Origin of the sequence: Neobacillus jeddahensis (assembly GCF_000612625.1) — a bacterium.
Classification (GTDB): domain Bacteria; phylum Bacillota; class Bacilli; order Bacillales; family Cytobacillaceae; genus Neobacillus; species Neobacillus jeddahensis.
In genome coordinates this window covers 72,629-89,246 of record NZ_CCAS010000002.1, presented here as the reverse complement: position 1 = coordinate 89,246, position 16,618 = coordinate 72,629, and the positions used below count along the sequence as shown (strand labels likewise).

21 protein-coding genes are annotated in these 16,618 nt (G+C 38.4%); 16 read left to right on the top strand and 5 right to left on the bottom strand.

The features are described 5' to 3' along the window. Positions 1-13: 13 nt before the first annotated feature. The 3 genes from TY15_RS01345 to TY15_RS01335 are packed head-to-tail and all read left to right on the top strand — an operon-like array spanning position 14 to position 1,927. A complete protein-coding gene (locus TY15_RS01345; protein ID WP_040208231.1) occupies positions 14-730 on the top strand; it encodes a metal ABC transporter ATP-binding protein in 717 nt (238 codons plus the stop codon). Further along, positions 667-1,551 carry a metal ABC transporter permease gene (locus TY15_RS01340; RefSeq protein WP_040208232.1) on the top strand — a complete coding sequence of 295 codons (885 nt, stop codon included), beginning with the start codon at positions 667-669 and terminating at the stop codon, positions 1,549-1,551. The genes TY15_RS01345 and TY15_RS01340 overlap by 64 nt, the downstream gene beginning before the upstream one ends. A 43-nt stretch (positions 1,552-1,594) precedes the next feature. Continuing rightward, the gene (locus TY15_RS01335; RefSeq protein ID WP_040208233.1) at positions 1,595-1,927 is read left to right on the top strand and encodes an iron-sulfur cluster biosynthesis family protein; all 333 of its coding nucleotides are present in this window, start codon (positions 1,595-1,597) and stop codon (positions 1,925-1,927) included. Between the two features lie 46 nt (positions 1,928-1,973). Here TY15_RS01335 and TY15_RS01330 read toward each other — a convergent pair whose 3' ends face one another. The 3 genes from TY15_RS01330 to TY15_RS01325 all read right to left on the bottom strand — a co-directional run bounded on the left by TY15_RS01330 (position 1,974) and on the right by TY15_RS01325 (position 4,151). After that, positions 1,974-2,894: an alpha/beta hydrolase gene (locus TY15_RS01330; protein WP_040208236.1), complete on the bottom strand. Its 921-nt coding sequence runs from the start codon at positions 2,892-2,894 to the stop codon at positions 1,974-1,976. 132 nt (positions 2,895-3,026) lie between these two features. Then, entirely contained in the window at positions 3,027-3,167 is a 141-nt protein-coding gene (locus TY15_RS24580) for a hypothetical protein (RefSeq protein WP_179301835.1), read from the bottom strand. Between the two features lie 78 nt (positions 3,168-3,245). Next, positions 3,246-4,151, bottom strand: a complete 906-nt coding sequence (locus TY15_RS01325; protein WP_040208237.1) for a hydroxymethylglutaryl-CoA lyase — start codon at positions 4,149-4,151, stop codon at positions 3,246-3,248. A gap of 169 nt (positions 4,152-4,320) precedes the next feature. On the opposite strand from TY15_RS01325, the gene TY15_RS01320 reads away from it, so the two are divergent. The 3 genes from TY15_RS01320 (at position 4,321) to TY15_RS01310 (ending at position 6,073) form a co-directional block, all read left to right on the top strand. Beyond that, positions 4,321-5,010: a CoA transferase subunit A gene (locus tag TY15_RS01320; protein ID WP_040208239.1), complete on the top strand. Its 690-nt coding sequence runs from the start codon at positions 4,321-4,323 to the stop codon at positions 5,008-5,010. Between the two features lie 21 nt (positions 5,011-5,031). Next, on the top strand, positions 5,032-5,700 hold the full coding sequence (locus TY15_RS01315) for a 3-oxoacid CoA-transferase subunit B (protein WP_040208240.1): 669 nt from the start codon (positions 5,032-5,034) through the stop codon (positions 5,698-5,700). A gap of 118 nt (positions 5,701-5,818) precedes the next feature. Then, positions 5,819-6,073 carry a YqkE family protein gene (locus tag TY15_RS01310; protein ID WP_040208242.1) on the top strand — a complete coding sequence of 85 codons (255 nt, stop codon included), beginning with the start codon at positions 5,819-5,821 and terminating at the stop codon, positions 6,071-6,073. A 31-nt stretch (positions 6,074-6,104) separates the two neighbouring features. On the opposite strand, the gene TY15_RS01305 is transcribed toward TY15_RS01310, so the two are convergent. Together TY15_RS01305 and mciZ are read right to left on the bottom strand one after the other, a co-directional pair. After that, the gene (locus TY15_RS01305) at positions 6,105-7,016 is read right to left on the bottom strand and encodes an aldo/keto reductase (RefSeq protein WP_040208245.1); all 912 of its coding nucleotides are present in this window, start codon (positions 7,014-7,016) and stop codon (positions 6,105-6,107) included. Between the two features lie 64 nt (positions 7,017-7,080). Further along, positions 7,081-7,212: a Z-ring formation inhibitor MciZ gene (mciZ, locus tag TY15_RS23390; RefSeq protein WP_074432755.1), complete on the bottom strand. Its 132-nt coding sequence runs from the start codon at positions 7,210-7,212 to the stop codon at positions 7,081-7,083. Between the two features lie 74 nt (positions 7,213-7,286). Between mciZ and TY15_RS01300 the strand changes: the two genes are divergently transcribed. The 10 genes from TY15_RS01300 (at position 7,287) to TY15_RS01255 (ending at position 16,550) form a co-directional block, all read left to right on the top strand. After that, the gene (locus TY15_RS01300; RefSeq protein WP_040208247.1) at positions 7,287-7,841 is read left to right on the top strand and encodes an NUDIX hydrolase; all 555 of its coding nucleotides are present in this window, start codon (positions 7,287-7,289) and stop codon (positions 7,839-7,841) included. Continuing rightward, positions 7,838-9,004, top strand: a complete 1,167-nt coding sequence (locus TY15_RS01295; protein ID WP_040208248.1) for an endonuclease Q family protein — start codon at positions 7,838-7,840, stop codon at positions 9,002-9,004. Before TY15_RS01300 ends, TY15_RS01295 begins: the two co-directional genes overlap by 4 nt. Before the next feature lie 140 nt (positions 9,005-9,144). Continuing rightward, positions 9,145-9,792 carry a stage II sporulation protein M gene (gene spoIIM, locus TY15_RS01290; RefSeq protein WP_040208249.1) on the top strand — a complete coding sequence of 216 codons (648 nt, stop codon included), beginning with the start codon at positions 9,145-9,147 and terminating at the stop codon, positions 9,790-9,792. A gap of 108 nt (positions 9,793-9,900) precedes the next feature. Beyond that, a complete protein-coding gene (gene fur / locus TY15_RS01285) occupies positions 9,901-10,359 on the top strand; it encodes a ferric iron uptake transcriptional regulator (RefSeq protein ID WP_040208251.1) in 459 nt (152 codons plus the stop codon). 149 nt (positions 10,360-10,508) lie between these two features. Beyond that, positions 10,509-10,736: a YqzK family protein gene (locus TY15_RS01280; protein ID WP_040208252.1), complete on the top strand. Its 228-nt coding sequence runs from the start codon at positions 10,509-10,511 to the stop codon at positions 10,734-10,736. 5 nt (positions 10,737-10,741) lie between these two features. Continuing rightward, positions 10,742-11,635: a site-specific tyrosine recombinase XerD gene (gene xerD, locus TY15_RS01275; protein ID WP_040208253.1), complete on the top strand. Its 894-nt coding sequence runs from the start codon at positions 10,742-10,744 to the stop codon at positions 11,633-11,635. Between the two features lie 237 nt (positions 11,636-11,872). Continuing rightward, a complete protein-coding gene (gene deoB, locus TY15_RS01270; protein ID WP_040208254.1) occupies positions 11,873-13,057 on the top strand; it encodes a phosphopentomutase in 1,185 nt (394 codons plus the stop codon). Between the two features lie 15 nt (positions 13,058-13,072). After that, the gene (locus tag TY15_RS01265) at positions 13,073-13,891 is read left to right on the top strand and encodes a purine-nucleoside phosphorylase (protein WP_040208255.1); all 819 of its coding nucleotides are present in this window, start codon (positions 13,073-13,075) and stop codon (positions 13,889-13,891) included. A 37-nt stretch (positions 13,892-13,928) separates the two neighbouring features. After that, the gene (locus TY15_RS01260) at positions 13,929-15,233 is read left to right on the top strand and encodes a pyrimidine-nucleoside phosphorylase (RefSeq protein WP_040208256.1); all 1,305 of its coding nucleotides are present in this window, start codon (positions 13,929-13,931) and stop codon (positions 15,231-15,233) included. 144 nt (positions 15,234-15,377) lie between these two features. Continuing rightward, the gene (locus TY15_RS01255; RefSeq protein WP_040208257.1) at positions 15,378-16,550 is read left to right on the top strand and encodes a D-alanyl-D-alanine carboxypeptidase family protein; all 1,173 of its coding nucleotides are present in this window, start codon (positions 15,378-15,380) and stop codon (positions 16,548-16,550) included. The last annotated feature ends 68 nt before the right edge of the window (positions 16,551-16,618 follow it).

Below are 16,618 nucleotides of genomic sequence, written 5' to 3'. Positions count from 1 at the left end.
GGAAGGTGTTTATATGCTCCTAGTTTCTCTAAAAAATGTTATCTTTGGATATTCACATGTACCAGCCCTAAATGATGTTTCATTTGACATCGAAAGTGGAGAGTTTGTCGGTATTACTGGACCAAATGGCGCATCTAAATCTACGATGATTAAACTGATGCTCGGATTACTCAAACCATGGGAAGGGACTGTATGGCGGAGTAAGAAAAATCTACATGGAGAAAGACTAACGATTGGCTATGTCCCCCAACAAATCGCCTCTTTTAATGCGGGGTTTCCAAGTACAGTAATGGAATTGGTAAGGTCAGGAAGATATAAAAGGGGGAAATGGTTTAAGCGGTTAGATAGTTATGATTTGACTATGATGGAACGAGCACTAAAGATGGTCGGAATGTGGGAATTTCGTCATCATAAAATAGGGGCATTATCCGGTGGGCAAAAACAAAAAATCTGTATTGCCCGAGTTCTGGCATCTGACCCCGACTTACTTGTATTAGATGAGCCAACAACTGGAATGGATACTGAAAGTCGAAAAGAGTTCTATGAATTTTTGGCACATCAAGTAGAGGAGCATGAAAGAACAGTAATCATGATTACCCATAACCAAGATGAAGCAGAACCCTATTTAACAAAATTAATTCAATTAGAAAGGAGGGAACAGGAAGGATGGAAATGTTTAATCTTGAATTCATGCAACGGGCATTTTGGGCCGGGGGAGTCATCGCATTAATTGCTCCTTTATTGGGAGTATTTTTGATATTAAGACGTCAGGCACTCATGGCAGATACACTATCACATATTTCACTTTCCGGAGTGGCAATCGGTTTCTTCATACATGTGAATATTCAACTATCTAGTATACTAGTTGTAATAATAGGTGCAATTGGCATAGATTTTATGCGTCGGGCATATAAAACCTATTCTGAAGTCTCAATTGCGATCCTCATGGCGGCGGGCCTTTCTTTCGCATTAGTCCTGATGAGTATTAGTGGCGGCACCTCAACAAGTATGGAGCAATACTTATTTGGTTCACTAGTTACGATAAGCACACTACAGTTATATTTATTATTCGTGGTTTCAGCACTCATTTTCCTTTACTTTCTAATACTTAAAAGACCATTGTATTTAATGACATTTGATGAGGATACAGCTTATACCGCTGGTGTTAATATTCATTTGCTTTCCATTTCCTTTAGTATCTTAACTGGTTTGGCTATTTCTGTGATCATTTCAATGATTGGCGTATTGCTTGTTTCTGCGCTCCTCGTTTTACCAGCAGCCTTTGGAATAAGAATTGCAAAGGGCTTTAAGATGGTGATTGTTACGGCAATGCTAACATCCATTGTCAGTATCTTTGCCGGCCTTTTTTCTTCGTATGAATTAGGAACTCCGCCAGGAGCGACAATAACCTTGTTCTTAATCATTGTTTTATTAGTAGGCTTATTTGTACAAAAACTGGTTCTGTATTTTACTAGAAATCTAAAAAATAGGAATAGAAAAATTATTCGTGTTACGGAAAAAAGATCTGTTGACAATAGTCTCTCTCGATAACTATGATACAATCATCATATGAAAGAAGAGGGGAGCTTTAAACATGGAAATACACATTACGGAAGCAGCCGCTAATAAAATAAATGAGCGAATAGAAGGACGAGAAGGTTTTTTAAAACTGAAATATGATACCGATGGGTGCGGTTGTGCTGTCAACGGAGTAGTAGCCCTGTGGTTTGTGTCAGAGTTGGATCATATGGATGTAGAGATTCAAACGAATGAAAGACCGGTTTATTTAGAAAAATCAAAATTGGTTTTTTTCGATGAGCAAATGAAAATTGATTTTTCACAAGCAACCAATTGGTTTCAATTAAAAAGTCCACAGCAAATGTTAAACGGACAGATGAGTCTTATCCTTAAACAAAAAACAGACTGATTCAAGTCTGTTTTTTGTTTAAGTGAAAAAGTGGCGCGTACTTTACTTAACTAAGCAGGGCCTGATTAACATATTTCTGCAAAAATTCATCGACCACGCGTTCATAATCAGCCCGGTTTTCATTAAAGGACTGGGCATGCCGACCATTAGCCGCCAAATAGAGCATTTTAGGACCTTTTTTTTGCTCAAATAAATCCTTTGTCATGGTAGGAAGGATAAAATCATCCTTTTGGCTGTGAATAAACAGTACAGGATGTTTAATATTTTCAATGACTGAGATCGGAGACACATTTCGAATCGAATATTTGTCGCGAAGGCGTAAAAGGGCATCCCCAATCGGTAGTAAGAGGCCAGGGACGAGCTTGAAATCCTTTTTAATAAGGTAAGCAAGCTGCTCCTTAAAATCCGAAAAGGGGCAGTCAGCAATATAAAAATCAGCACCGTCCTCAAGAAGCCCAGCGTATAAAAGCATAGTAGCAGCCCCCATTGATTCGCCGTGTATTCCAAGTTCAAGTTGCGGACCTTTTTCTTTTTTTAGCCAATCAACCACTGTTTTAAGATCGAATTTTTCATAATGACCAAAGCTGGTGGTCTTTCCTCCAGATTCCCCGTGTCGGCGATGATCATAAATGAATGTATTAAACCCCCGCTCTAAAAATAGGTTCGCGTATTTAATCGAATTAATTTTTGTTTCCGTAACACCATGAGCAATAATGATATAGCGATTGGTCTGGTGTGGTTCAACGAGAAGGCCTTTAATCTTGTATCCAAAGGGAGAAGGAATATCCACCTCCCGCTTTGGAAGAGATTCAAATTCATCGGGATTATACCTGCCTGCTTCCTTTTCCCGTCTTAAAATTAATTCCTCATCCTTCTTTTTCATATACATTAACCGGTTTGTAAAATAAAGGCCAAGAGATATCCAGAAAAACAAGAATACAAGCAAAGCTCGAAATGCTTTTTTCATATTGGTACCTCCCCAAGTAGTGGTTGATATAAAATATGTAAAACAAGTTCTTTTGCCGATAAATTGGTAAATTTTATTTTAACACAAGAAAAGCCGCTAGCACCCTGAAGCGGCTTTAAGTAATGTCATCATTTATTGTTCTGCATTTTGCCGCTTGGTGGGGTGGAGAGCCTTTTCAACTTCTTCGGCTGCAATCATCCGCTTGCCACCACCGGCAGTGTCTGCGTAATTCTTTCCACTTTGGCTATTACCTCTATCACGTTTTTGACTCATCATCTTAGTCTCCCTTCAAACTGGTCTCAATGATTAAGATGGTTTACAAGAACACCGATTATTCATTAGAAATCGAAACTAAATGGTTTGGGCATGTAGTCGATAATAACCGGTTTCAATTTGCCTTGAAAGATGAGGGCGAACCACTTCGATTGCATCCATCAGCTTAGCAAGATTCACACCGGTATCAATTCCCATCCGTTCAAACATATAAACGACATCCTCTGTTGCTGCATTCCCAGCTGCGCCAGGAGCAAATGGGCAGCCACCAAGCCCGCCTGCAGACGTATCAAATCGCACGATTCCAGCTTGCAGGGAAGCCAAAATATTCGCAAGGGCAAGTTTGCGTGTGTCATGAAAATGAGCTGTTAACATGGTTTCAGGGAATTCGGCTTTTAATTTGGTAAATAGGGAAAATGCTTCAGTAGGGGCAGCCATCCCAATTGTATCGGCAACGCTTAATTCATCGACCCCTATTAATACAAATTCACGGCAAAGTTTAATAGTATCACTTTCAACTATTTTTCCTTCATAAGGACAATAAAAGGCAGTAGAAATACAGGCACGCACAAAGTAATTCTTTTCCTTTAGTTCACGGATGAGAGGCTTTAATTCCATCAAACAATCTGAGGTTGTTTTGTTGATATTTTTTATATTAAAGCTATTGCTGACCCCTACAAAGACAGCAACAGCCTGACAATCGCTTGAATAGAGCCGATCAATCCCTTTTCTATTGGGGGCAAGGACGATGTTTCTAGTCTTCCCGTCAAGACAATCGACCACAATTTCAGCCGCATCACTCATTTGCGGCACCCATTTCGGTGACACGAACGAAGTCAGCTCCATTTCCTGAAGTCCGGCATTTCTCAAGCCAACAATAAATTGCTTTTTTATTTCAGTTGGGACAAATAATTTCTCATTTTGTAGCCCGTCACGTGGACCTACCTCGATCATCGTCACTTTTTCAGGTAAATTAAACATCATTTTCCCCCTTCATTGTTCATACTTTCATTGTAGTGGTGTTAATTTCTAAAAATCAAGAATAAATGAAATTTTGACAAAATTAGAGGAATTCCAGTATTACACTTAGAAATAGTTAAGGTAAAGGTTGTTGAATTAATCTAATACTTAAATTGAGGGAGAGAGAGCAAAAATGAAGAAGATCTGTACATCCTTCCATGATGCCGTAGCTGAGATTCAGGACGGGGCAACATTAATGGTTGGTGGATTCGGTTTGTGCGGTATTCCTGAAAATTTGATTTTGGCCTTAGCAGAAAAAGGGGTAAAGGATCTAACCGTTATTTCAAATAACTGTGGAATTGATGAGTGGGGCTTAGGTCTTCTCTTAAATAATAAACAAATAAAAAAAATGATTGGTTCCTACGTGGGGGAAAATAAAGAGTTTGAGAGACAGGTTTTAACAGGGGAGCTTGAAGTGGATTTGACCCCCCAAGGTACATTAGCGGAAAAGATCCGAGCTGGTGGAGCTGGAATCCCAGCCTTTTACACTCCAGCCGGGGTAGGGACCCCTATAGCGGAAGGAAAAGAAATAAAAGTGTTCAATGGGAGAGAATACCTTTTAGAAGAGGCATTGACGGCCGATTTTAGTCTAGTTAGGGCATGGAAAGGCGACAAGATGGGGAATCTTGTTTATCACAAAACAGCGCGAAATTTCAATCCGATGATTGCAGCGGCAGGAAAGGTGACGATTGCCGAAGTGGAAACACTTTATGAAATCGGTGAACTGGATGCTAATTGTATCCATACTCCAAGTATTTATGTTCAGGCGATTATTGAAGGAGTGCAGGAAAAACGGATTGAAAGATTAACGATAAAAAAATAGAGTGGGGAAGGGAGAAATACGATGTCAAATGATAAAGCCACTGTCAGAGAAAGAATTGCAATCAGAGCAGAGAAGGAAATAGAGAACGGCTTTTATGTTAATTTAGGGATTGGCATGCCGACCCTCGTTGCCAATTATATAACTGAACATAAACAAGTGGTTTTGCAATCAGAAAATGGTTTGCTAGGGATTGGGCCATATCCAGGGGAGGAAGAGGTAGATCCCGATTTAATTAATGCCGGAAAAGAAACGGTGACAGCCATAAATGGTGCAGCCTATTTCGATAGTGCAGAATCGTTTGCGATGATTCGTGGAGGCCATGTGAACGTTGCGATTCTCGGGGGTATGGAGGTATCGGAAACAGGAGACTTGGCTAATTGGATGATTCCAGGCAAGATGATTAAAGGGATGGGCGGTGCAATGGATCTTGTCCATGGCGCACAGAAAATTATTATCATTATGGAGCATGTAAATAAAAAAGGCGAATCGAAAATATTAAAAAAATGCACGTTGCCGTTGACCGGCAAAGGAGTAGTAAACCGGATTATCACTGAGCGTGCGGTGATGGATGTAACTGACTCTGGATTAAGACTCGTTGAAGTAGCGAAAGGATTTACGATCGAAGAAGTGGTACGTTCGACAGAAGCAACCTTGCATGTGGATGATCATGTTAAATTGGAAGCTTATTAATGAGTAAATGAATAGGGGAGCAGGTTCCATCAACAGCAGGGGACCTGCTTTTTTTTAATCATTCCATAGAGTGTAATGGTATAATAGAATAGAGATTTTGATCATGGAGGAGTTTAGAATGAAAAAGCAAAAGAGACAAAACCATCAATCTAAACCAAAAAAAGAGGAATCAGCGGTTACGCTTAAAGATTTGATTAATCCGGACTTAATGAAACAGCTAAAAGAACAGCAGGACCAGCTTAAGGTTGAAGAGGAAAGAAAAAAAGAGGCGGAAGAGCAACGAAAAAGAGACGAACGCAAACTGAAAGAAAAAAACAAGTCGTTTGAAGAACTATTAAACGAGAGTGGGATGAACTGGAAAGAGTTTAAATAAATTTTCAAAAAGGAGAGCGGCTGCTCTCCTTTTATCTATGATCCTGATAATTACTTGCCTTTGTTAATGATTTAATCATAGAAATTTCCAATTCAGTAAACGGCTTGCTTTTGACCGCTTTTGCATTCCTTCTAATTTGCTCTGGACTGCTTGCTCCAGCAACAACAGATGCAACAGCAGGGTTTGTCAGATTATAATGAAGAGCAACTTCAGTGAACGAACGGGAAGTAGCTACTTTTTCTTTTAATAATGGTAAAATGGCATGTAATTCGTCGTAAGTGTAATCAAGATAGCCTTTTTCTGATGCCTTTTCTAATAACCGATCACTTAAAAGTCCTTTCGCAAGTGGACCACGTGTGACAACACTAATCCCATGTTTTTGAAGCAGTGGTAATACTTCTTCTTCAGGTCTGCGGTCTAATAGGCTGTATTGCATCATCACGGACACGATATTTGATTTTTCAACGTATTCTCTAATCACATTTGGACGAATAGAGGAGATGCCATAATAGCGAATAAATCCCTCTGCTTTCAATTCTTCAAATGCCTCTATCGTCTCTTCAATTGGGTCTTCTATGGTTCCACCATGTAATTGATAGAGATCAATATAGTCAGTGCCAAGTCTCTTTAAACTATTTTTTACTTCTTCTTTTATATAGGACTTAGATGGATCCCAGCTCCAACCCGTTTTTTCAGAATCCCAGCGGTTGCCAACTTTTGTCGCGATAATCACCTGTTCACGGATATCCTTTATGGCCTTCCCAACAATTGCTTCATTTTCGCCAAAATCATATAAATCCGCGGTATCAAAATAATTAATCCCTTCCTCAAGAGCAGCTTCGATAATGTTTCTTGCAACTTTCTCCTCTGTCCCAATGGACATACAGCCAAGACCTAATTCAGAAACAAATAAATCTGAATGACCAAGTTTTCTTTTTTTCAAATCATCACCCCATCTTTTTCTATAATTTTATAAAAGAAAGGGGCAGACTACAACTAAAGAGGCACTACTTTGGTGAAACGTGCTGGACCCATTCGGCTATGGTTTTATATTCCTTGTGAAACTCCTTTAGTTTTTGAACGACTTCCCAGCCCTTACCAACAAGAATAATCCCTTTGTCATGTACAGATACCTTCATCCCATACCCCTCCAATCAAAGTATGGTAAAATGATACGTAAGGTCTTGACGGAATAGAACAGGAGTTGACAGGAATGACAAACCTTGAAGAAAAAACAATTCATAGCGAGGAATTATTTTCAGGAAAAGTAATTAGTCTTCATTTACAGGATGTAGAACTCCCCAATGGAAAACAAGCGAAACGGGAAATTATTAAGCATCCTGGGGCTGTCGCAATTTTAGCCATTACCGACGATCATAAAATCGTTATGGTCGAACAATATCGAAAAGCACTAGAAAGAACAATAGTGGAGATTCCTGCGGGGAAACTAGAAAAAGGGGAAGAACCTGCTGCGTGTGCCCTGAGGGAATTAGAAGAGGAAACGGGTTATGAATGCAAAAGTCTTGAATTAGTAACCTCCTTTTATACATCTCCGGGATTTGCAGATGAAATTGTCCATGTATTTTTAGCAAAAGGGTTAACCAAAAAAGAAAATTCAGCAGCATTGGACGAAGATGAATTTGTAAATTTAGAAGAGCTTACACTCGATGAAGCAAAGCAATATATTTCTGAACAAAAGATTTATGATGCAAAAACTATTTTTGCTGTTCAATATATACAATTACAAGAGGCGTTGAAACATAAATGAATCGGTTCTATGTAGATTTGCACATTCATATTGGCAGGACTTGGACAGGGAAACCCGTCAAAATCACTGGTGCAAAATCACTGACGTTTACGAATATCATTGAACATGCTAGACATGAAAAAGGTCTTAATATGGTCGGGATTATCGATAGCCACTCGCCAGAGGTTATCGACGAAATGGAAAGTCTGATCCAGAGTGGAGAAGTGGTTGAACATCCGAATGGCGGTATAGTATTTGGAGATTTGACCGTTATCCCTGGTTCAGAATTAGAAATTTATGATGAGAATTGCCATGGCCCGATTCATTTGCTTTGTTATTTTCCGAATCTTTCTGTTATGAGGACGTTTTCTTCCTGGCTGTCAGGTCATTTGAAAAATATCCAATTGAGTTCGCAAAGGATTTACGTATCTGGTCTTGTATTGCAAAAAAAGGTGAAGGAATTAGGGGGCATTTTCATTCCTGCTCATGTATTCACACCGTTTAAAAGTTTATATGGCAAAGGGGTTAAGAAGTCTTTAACAGAGGTATTAGACCCAGCATTAATTGATGGGATTGAATTAGGCCTAAGCTCAGATACAAGCATGGCAGATCAATTAAAAGAGTTACATAACTATACATTTGTCACCAACTCAGATGCACACTCACTTGCCAAAATTGCCCGTGAATATCAAGTAATCGCCATGGAGGAACCAACCTTTTTGGAATTGCAAAAAGCATTAAAAGGTGAAGAGGGGCGCCAGATTATCGCTAACTATGGTCTCGATCCTCTATTAGGTAAATATCATAAGACAGTTTGTACGGAATGTCTAAATCCTGTAAACAACGATGATCAATTATGCAATCTTTGCGGGAATAAAAAGATCATTAAAGGAGTGGCAGACCGGATCCTTGAATTAAAGACTTCAGATTTAAGTCCAGTGGGGCGTCCGCCATATATTCATCAAGTTCCGCTGGAATTTATTCCAGGTTTAGGACCACGCATACTTGAGAAACTTGTCAATCATTTCGGAAGTGAAATGGCGATTTTGCATGAAGTTTCATTTGAAGCATTAAAGGAAGTTGTCCCAGTAAAAATTGCTGAGTTCATCATGAAGGCAAGAGAAGGAACGATTCATCTTGCAGCTGGTGGTGGTGGAAAATACGGAAAAATCGCACATCCATAAAATTAAACAAATTCGGAGAGCCAAAGGCCTCCGGATTTATTTGTGAAAATTAGTAATCTGAAATCTATTAAATTGGTCATAGAAAAACTAGATTGGCATAAACTGTAGTAACTGATTGAGAAGAGTAGGAGGAAACGCAAATGAAAAAACGATTGTACCAGTCAGATGCCGCTAGTTATTTCCGTGAGCATTCCTCAATATTTTTGTTTATTGTTGTATTATTTTTAATGGGGGTAATCTTTGGAGCGATTGTGGTCAATTCCATGAGTATTACACAGAAGGAAGATTTATTCTATTATTTATCCCAATTTTTCGGCCAAGTTTCTGATGATAAAGTCGCAGAAGACAATGATTTATTCTTGCAAAGCTTCTTTCACAACAGTAAATTTATAGGTCTTATCTGGATCCTAGGAATATCCATTATTGGCTTACCAGTCATTCTGATCCTCTTATTTGTTAAAGGAATGGTTGTTGGTTTTACTGTTGGTTTCCTTGTTAGTCAAATGGGCTGGAATGGTTTTCTATTAGCTTTTGTTTCAATCTTGCCACAGAATTTGATTATTATTCCGGTGTTTATCTTAATAGCTGCGTTCTCGGTAATCTTCTCAATAAGAATGATTAAAAAGCAATTTATGAAAAAATATGCCCAACCGATTATGCCATTTTTTAAACGTTATATTTTTGCCTTGCTTGCGGCAGTGATTTTTATTTCTGCAGCATCAGCAGTGGAAGCCTATTTATCCCCATGGTTAATGAAGACGATTATTAGTAGTTCTAGTTTAAAATAATTATTATTTAATATAAACTATAGACTCTTATTTATAATAATTTTATTTTGAATCTCTATTGTCATCTGTTATAATGAAAACTAACAGTGGCGAGGGAGGGCATTCAGGATGGAAACTAGAATTGAAAGAATAAAGAAACTTTTGCATTCAGCGAGTTACAAATTAACACCCCAGCGCGAAGCAACTGTTCGAGTTTTACTTGAAAATGAAGAGGATCATTTAAGTGCAGAAGATGTGTACCTCCTCGTAAAAGAAAAATCGCCTGAAATTGGTTTAGCAACTGTTTATCGAACATTGGAATTACTTACGGAGTTGAAAATTGTCGATAAAATAAATTTTGGTGACGGTGTTTCTCGTTATGACCTTCGCCAAGAAGGTGCCGTACATTTTCATCATCATCTTGTTTGCATCGAATGTGGTGCTGTGGATGAGATTCAGGAAGATTTACTTGAAGATGTGGAAGCAGTGGTGGAACGCAGATGGAATTTTAAAATAAAAGACCATCGCCTTACATTTCATGGAATCTGTTACCGTTGCCAAGGCAAAGAAGAAGATAAAACAGAATAAAAAACGAAAGTCCTTTTTAACGAGGGGCTTTTTTCTTTGTCTAATACAATATTATAGAAACAAAAATATCCCGAATCTCGAGGAATAGGTATAAAACTTGTCCTTTTTGGCATACCTTTTACTAGACAATGGCAATTGGGGGAAGTTAGATGATCTCTTTTATTAAAATAGCATGGCAAACCTTTAAGGTTTTTATCTTATTCACTGGGTGCACGATTCTCTTTTATTATGGTATCATGTGGGTATCTGAAGAATACCAAAATTATCATCGCTACGATGGACCGGAAGGAGCTGCACTGAAAGTTTCAAATGCAGCGAATGAAGACAATTCTTCCTTGTTAGATCGGCTGATGTTGTTTTATTTAAATGGGGAGTAATGGCGATGGAAGAGCACTTAAAGGAATTTATGCAATACTTGATCATTGAAAAAGGTCTAGCGAAAAATACAATCATGTCGTATGAACGTGATTTAAAAAGCTATTTAAATTACTTAAACAAAATTGAAGCTATTGGCACATTAAATGAAGTGCAACGGTTTCATATTGTACAATTTTTAAATTTTTTAAAGGAACAGGGGAAATCATCGAAAACATTAGCAAGACATATTGCTTCCATTCGTGCCTTTCATCAGTTTTTGTTACGGGAACGAGCAACAAACCAAGATCCATCAGTTCAAATTGATACCCCTAAGCAGGAAAGAACGTTCCCTAAGGTATTGAGTTTACAGGAAGTAGAGGTTCTATTAGATGCTCCTAATCTAGATGACCACTATGGGATAAGGGATAAGGCCATGATTGAGCTTCTTTACGCAACGGGTATACGTGTTAGTGAATTAATAGCTCTTGAAATAGAGGATATTCACCTAACAATGGGATTTATTCGCTGTTCGGGAACGGGAAATAAAGAGCGAATTCTTCCAATTGGAAGGGCAGCTTTAGAGGCGATCAAGCATTATTTAGATAACGGAAGGTCTCAGTTTGTCACAACCAAGCATCGCGATAATGCCTTGTTTTTAAACCATCAAGGACATCGTTTAACAAGACAAGGATTTTGGAAAATATTAAAAAAGCTAGCCAAAGAGGCTGGTATTCAAAAAGAGCTTACGCCTCATACACTTCGACATTCTTTTGCCACACATTTACTGGAAAATGGTGCTGATTTAAAGTCCGTCCAAGAGATGCTTGGACATGCAGATATTTCAACCACACAAATATATACAAGTGTGACAAAAACGAAGATTAAGGATGTTTATAGTAAGTTTCATCCACGAGCATGATAGAATCATAGATTCTGCTTATCATTTATATAAAATTCACAGAGATGTAAAAAGTCATCAATAAAATTGATGGCTTTTTTCTTGTATTTTTATAAACTTTTAGTAAAATAGAGATGTCAGACTTCCGACAAATAAATTAAAAGTAAGATTTCATAATCTTATTACATGCGGACATTATATAATTATCTGGTTCTTTATTTGCAAACGTTTTCTGATGATAGAAGGAGGGAAAATGGTATGACTACAAATACATATAAACGTATTTTTATTGTCGTAATGGATTCAGTTGGTATTGGGGAAGCACCTGATGCTGAGAAATTTGGTGATAAAGGTGCCGATACATTTGGACATATTGCTGAAAAGATGAACGGACTAAACATGCCAAACATGGGAGCCTTAGGTTTAAGTAATATTCGTGAAATAAAAGGGATTCCTAAAGCGGAAAAGCCATTAGCTTTCTATACAAAAATGAAGGAAGCATCGAACGGTAAGGATACAATGACAGGCCACTGGGAAATCATGGGCTTAAATATCCAAACACCTTTCCGCGTTTTCCCAGAGGGGTTTCCAGATGAGCTTCTTTCTGAATTAGAAAAACGTACTGGTCGAAAGATTATCGGTAATAAACCTGCAAGCGGTACAGAAATTCTTGATGAACTAGGCGAAGAGCATATGAAAACTGGGGCATTGATTGTCTATACCTCTGCAGATTCTGTGCTCCAAATTGCAGCACACGAAGAAATTGTTCCTCTAGAAGAACTTTATCACATTTGTAAAATAGCCCGTGAAATGACGCTTGATGAAAAATACATGGTAGGTCGTGTCATTGCCAGACCGTTCTTGGGTGAACCAGGGAACTTTAAACGTACACCAAATCGACATGATTATGCTTTAAAACCATTTGACCGCACAGTTATGAGTGAATTAAAAGACTCCGGATTTGATGTCATCGCCATCGGCAAAATCTCTGATATTTACGATGGAGAAGGCGTAACGAAATCACTTCGAACTGTTTCCAATATGGACGGTATGGATAAATTAGTGGAAACATTAGATATGGATTTTACAGGCATTAGCTTTTTAAATTTGGTTGATTTTGATGCCTTATATGGACATCGCCGTGACCCAGAAGGTTATGGAAAGGCACTAGAAGAATATGATGCACGCCTGACTGAAGTGTTTGCAAAGATGAAAGAGGATGATCTCCTAATGATTACGGCAGATCACGGAAATGACCCAGTTGCACCAGGTACAGACCATACTCGTGAATATGTGCCATTATTGGTTTACTCAAAAAGGTTCAATGAAGGGAAAGAACTCCCATTGCGAGAAACATTTGCAGACCTAGGAGCAACTGTTTCAGATAACTTTAAAGTGAAAATGCCGAATTACGGAAAAAGCTTCTTAAATGAGTTGAAATAAGGAAGGGGAATAAGCATGAATGTAGAAAAAATCTTCAATGCAGCTAGTTTTTTAAAAGAAAAATATCCTAACACGCCAAGAATTGGTCTGATTTTGGGTTCTGGATTAGGTGTTTTAGCTGATGAAATCGAGAATGCTGTAAAAATACCATACAATGAAATTCCAGATTTTCCAGTTTCTACAGTTGAAGGGCATGCCGGTCAACTTGTATTTGGGTTACTAAGTGGTCTAGAAGTTGTAGCCATGCAGGGGAGATTTCATTTCTATGAAGGATACAGCATGGATAAAGTAACCTTCCCAGTTCGTGTTATGAAAGACCTAGGTGTTGAAATATTAATCGTTACCAATGCTGCTGGTGGTGTAAATGAAAGCTTCTCTGCAGGAGACTTGATGATTATTACTGATCATATTAATAATATGGGCACAAATCCGTTAATTGGGCCAAATGATTCTAAACTGGGTGTCCGTTTTCCAGATATGTCAGAAGCATATACGAAGGAATTGCGTATAAAGGCCAAAGAAATTGCGACCCGCTTAAACATTAAAGTTCAAGAGGGAGTCTATTTCGGGAATCCAGGACCTGTATATGAAACACCTGCAGAAATAAGAATGGTACGTGTCTTAGGCGGTGACGCTGTTGGAATGTCTACTGTACCTGAGGTCATTGTTGCTCAACATAGTGGGATGAGGGTTCTCGGGATTTCTTGTATTTCCAATATGGCGGCGGGTATTCTTGACCAGCCATTAACGCATGATGAAGTAATTGAAACAACTGAAATAGTGAAGGCAGATTTCCTACGATATATTAAAGAAATTGTTAAAAGTTTTGCATAATAAAGTTTTTCATAATAATAAAAAGTGGTGATATTGGATGAGAATGGTTGACTTAATAGAGAAAAAAAGAGATGGGCAAGAACTTTCAACCGAAGAAATTAAATTTATTATAAACGGATATACAGATGGTTCAATTCCGGACTATCAAGTAAGTGCATTCACAATGGCGATCTATTTTAAGGGAATGACAGAAAAAGAAAGAGCCGATTTAACCATGGCGATGGTTGAATCTGGCGATCAAATTGATTTGTCAGGCATTAAAGGGATTAAAGTGGATAAACATTCAACGGGCGGAGTTGGAGATACAACTACTTTGGTTCTTGGGCCGCTAGTGGCTGCACTAGATGTTCCTGTTGCTAAGATGTCTGGCCGTGGTTTAGGTCATACAGGAGGCACCATTGATAAATTAGAAGCTGTTAGTGGCTTCCACGTTGAAATTAAGAATGAAGAATTTATTGAGTTAGTGAATAAAAACAAGATTGCCGTAATTGGGCAAAGTGGGAACTTAACGCCTGCCGATAAAAAACTGTATGCGCTTAGAGATGTTACGGCCACTGTGGATAGCATACCGCTTATTGCAAGCTCTATTATGAGTAAAAAAATTGCAGCAGGGGCAGATGCAATTGTTCTAGATGTTAAAACTGGTGCTGGTGCCTTTATGAAAACGCTAGACGATTCAAAAGAATTAGCTAAAGCGATGGTTAGAATCGGAAATAATGTCGGTAGAAGAACGATGGCTGTTATTTCGGATATGAGCCAGCCGCTTGGTTTCGCAATCGGAAATGCGCTTGAGGTAAAAGAAGCGATTGATACTTTAAAAGGTGAGGGACCAGAAGACCTAACAGAACTTTGCTTAACGCTTGGAAGCCATATGGTTTACCTAGCTGAAAAAGCTGGGTCATTAGCAGAAGCCCGAACCTTACTTGAAAATGTAATCAAAGATGGTTCTGCACTTGAAAAGTTAAAAGTATTTTTAAGTTCTCAAGGTGGAGATGCATCGGTTGTTGATGATCCATCAAAAATGCCACAAGCAAAATATACCTTCGAACTTGAAGCGAAGGAAGACGGATATGTTGCGGAAATCGTGGCGGATGAAGTGGGAACAGCTGCGATGATACTAGGCGCAGGAAGAGCAACGAAAGAATCCATCATTGACCTAGCTGTAGGTCTTGTATTAAGGAAGAAAATCGGCGATGAAGTGAAAAAAGGCGATTCATTAGTCACCATCTATAGCAACTTTGAAAATGTAGAAGAAGTAAAAGCCAAACTTTACGAAAGTATCAAAATCTCAGCAACCAAAGTAGAGGCACCGATCCTTGTTCATGGAGAAATAACTGAATAAAGTTATACAAATTGGGTGTCAGGCACCATGTGAATTTTTCACATGGTGCCTGACACCTTTTTTATTTGGGGTTGGAGGTAATAATTGTATAAAGTTATGTAAATTGGAAAAAATGGAGATTATAAAGAATGGAGGGTTATGCGAATGAAACGTTTTGTTTCTATTTTAGTGACATTATTAATGTTTACCGGTTTATTGAATCCTGCTGCGTTTGCTGCAGAGGAAAAGCAGAGTACTGATATTGTTAGCAATGTAAGTTCCGCCATTTTAATTGAACGTGATACTGGAACAGTTCTCTATGAGAAAAATAGTAATGAACAGCTGCCCCCTGCTAGTATGACCAAAATTATGACGATGCTCTTAATAATGGAAGCACTGGATCAAGGGAAGCTGACATGGGATGAAAAAATCCGGGCAAGCGAGTATGCGGCCTCAATGGGAGGATCGCAAATTTTTCTTGAGCCTGGCGAAGAAATGACGACGAAAGAAATGTTAAAAGGAATTGCCATTGGTTCTGGAAACGATGCATCTGTTGCAATGGCTGAAAGAATTGCAGGCTCTGAAGAGGCATTTGTTGATATGATGAACAAAAAGGCTAAAGAATTAGGATTAAAGCATACATTCTTTAAAAATACAACGGGTCTACCCGTGAGTGGACATTACAGTTCAGCAGCAGATATGGCTGTAATGGCAAAAGAGTTACTAAAGTATGAAGACATCACTAAATTTACAGGGTTGTATGAAGCATATCTTCGTGAAAATACAGATAAAAAATTCTGGCTTGTCAACACAAATAAATTAGTTCGGTTTTATCCAGGAGTGGATGGGCTAAAGACAGGCTTTACAGCGGAAGCAAAATATTGTTTAACAGCAACAGCCCAAAAAGACGGAATGCGTGTCATTGCTGTCGTCTTTGGTGCCCCGACATCAAAGGAAAGAAATGCTCAAGTAACCAAAATGTTAAATTTTGCTTTTGCCCAATATCAAACACATCCAATCTACAAACGAAATCAAACAATTGCTCAAGCCAAAGTTAGTAAAGGAAACTTAAAATCTATTGATGCAGTTACAAGTGAACCACTTTCCTTACTAACAAAAAAAGGTGAAAAAACTGAGGATGTTAAACAAAAGGTAATCTTAGAAAAAACGCTAAATGCCCCTATTTCAAAGGGGGATAAAGTAGGGAGTCTTAAGTTTATTAAGAATGGAAAAGTCATTCTTGAAAGTCCGCTTGTCGCTAATAAAGCTGTTAAGGAAGCAGGCTGGTGGACCCTTTATAAGCGTTCCTTCGGCATGTTTACAAAAGCAGGAAAATAAAAGAAGTGTAACGACGCCTAGGTAGTGTCGAAACTTTACATTACATTACTAATTTTAGCGAAATACGA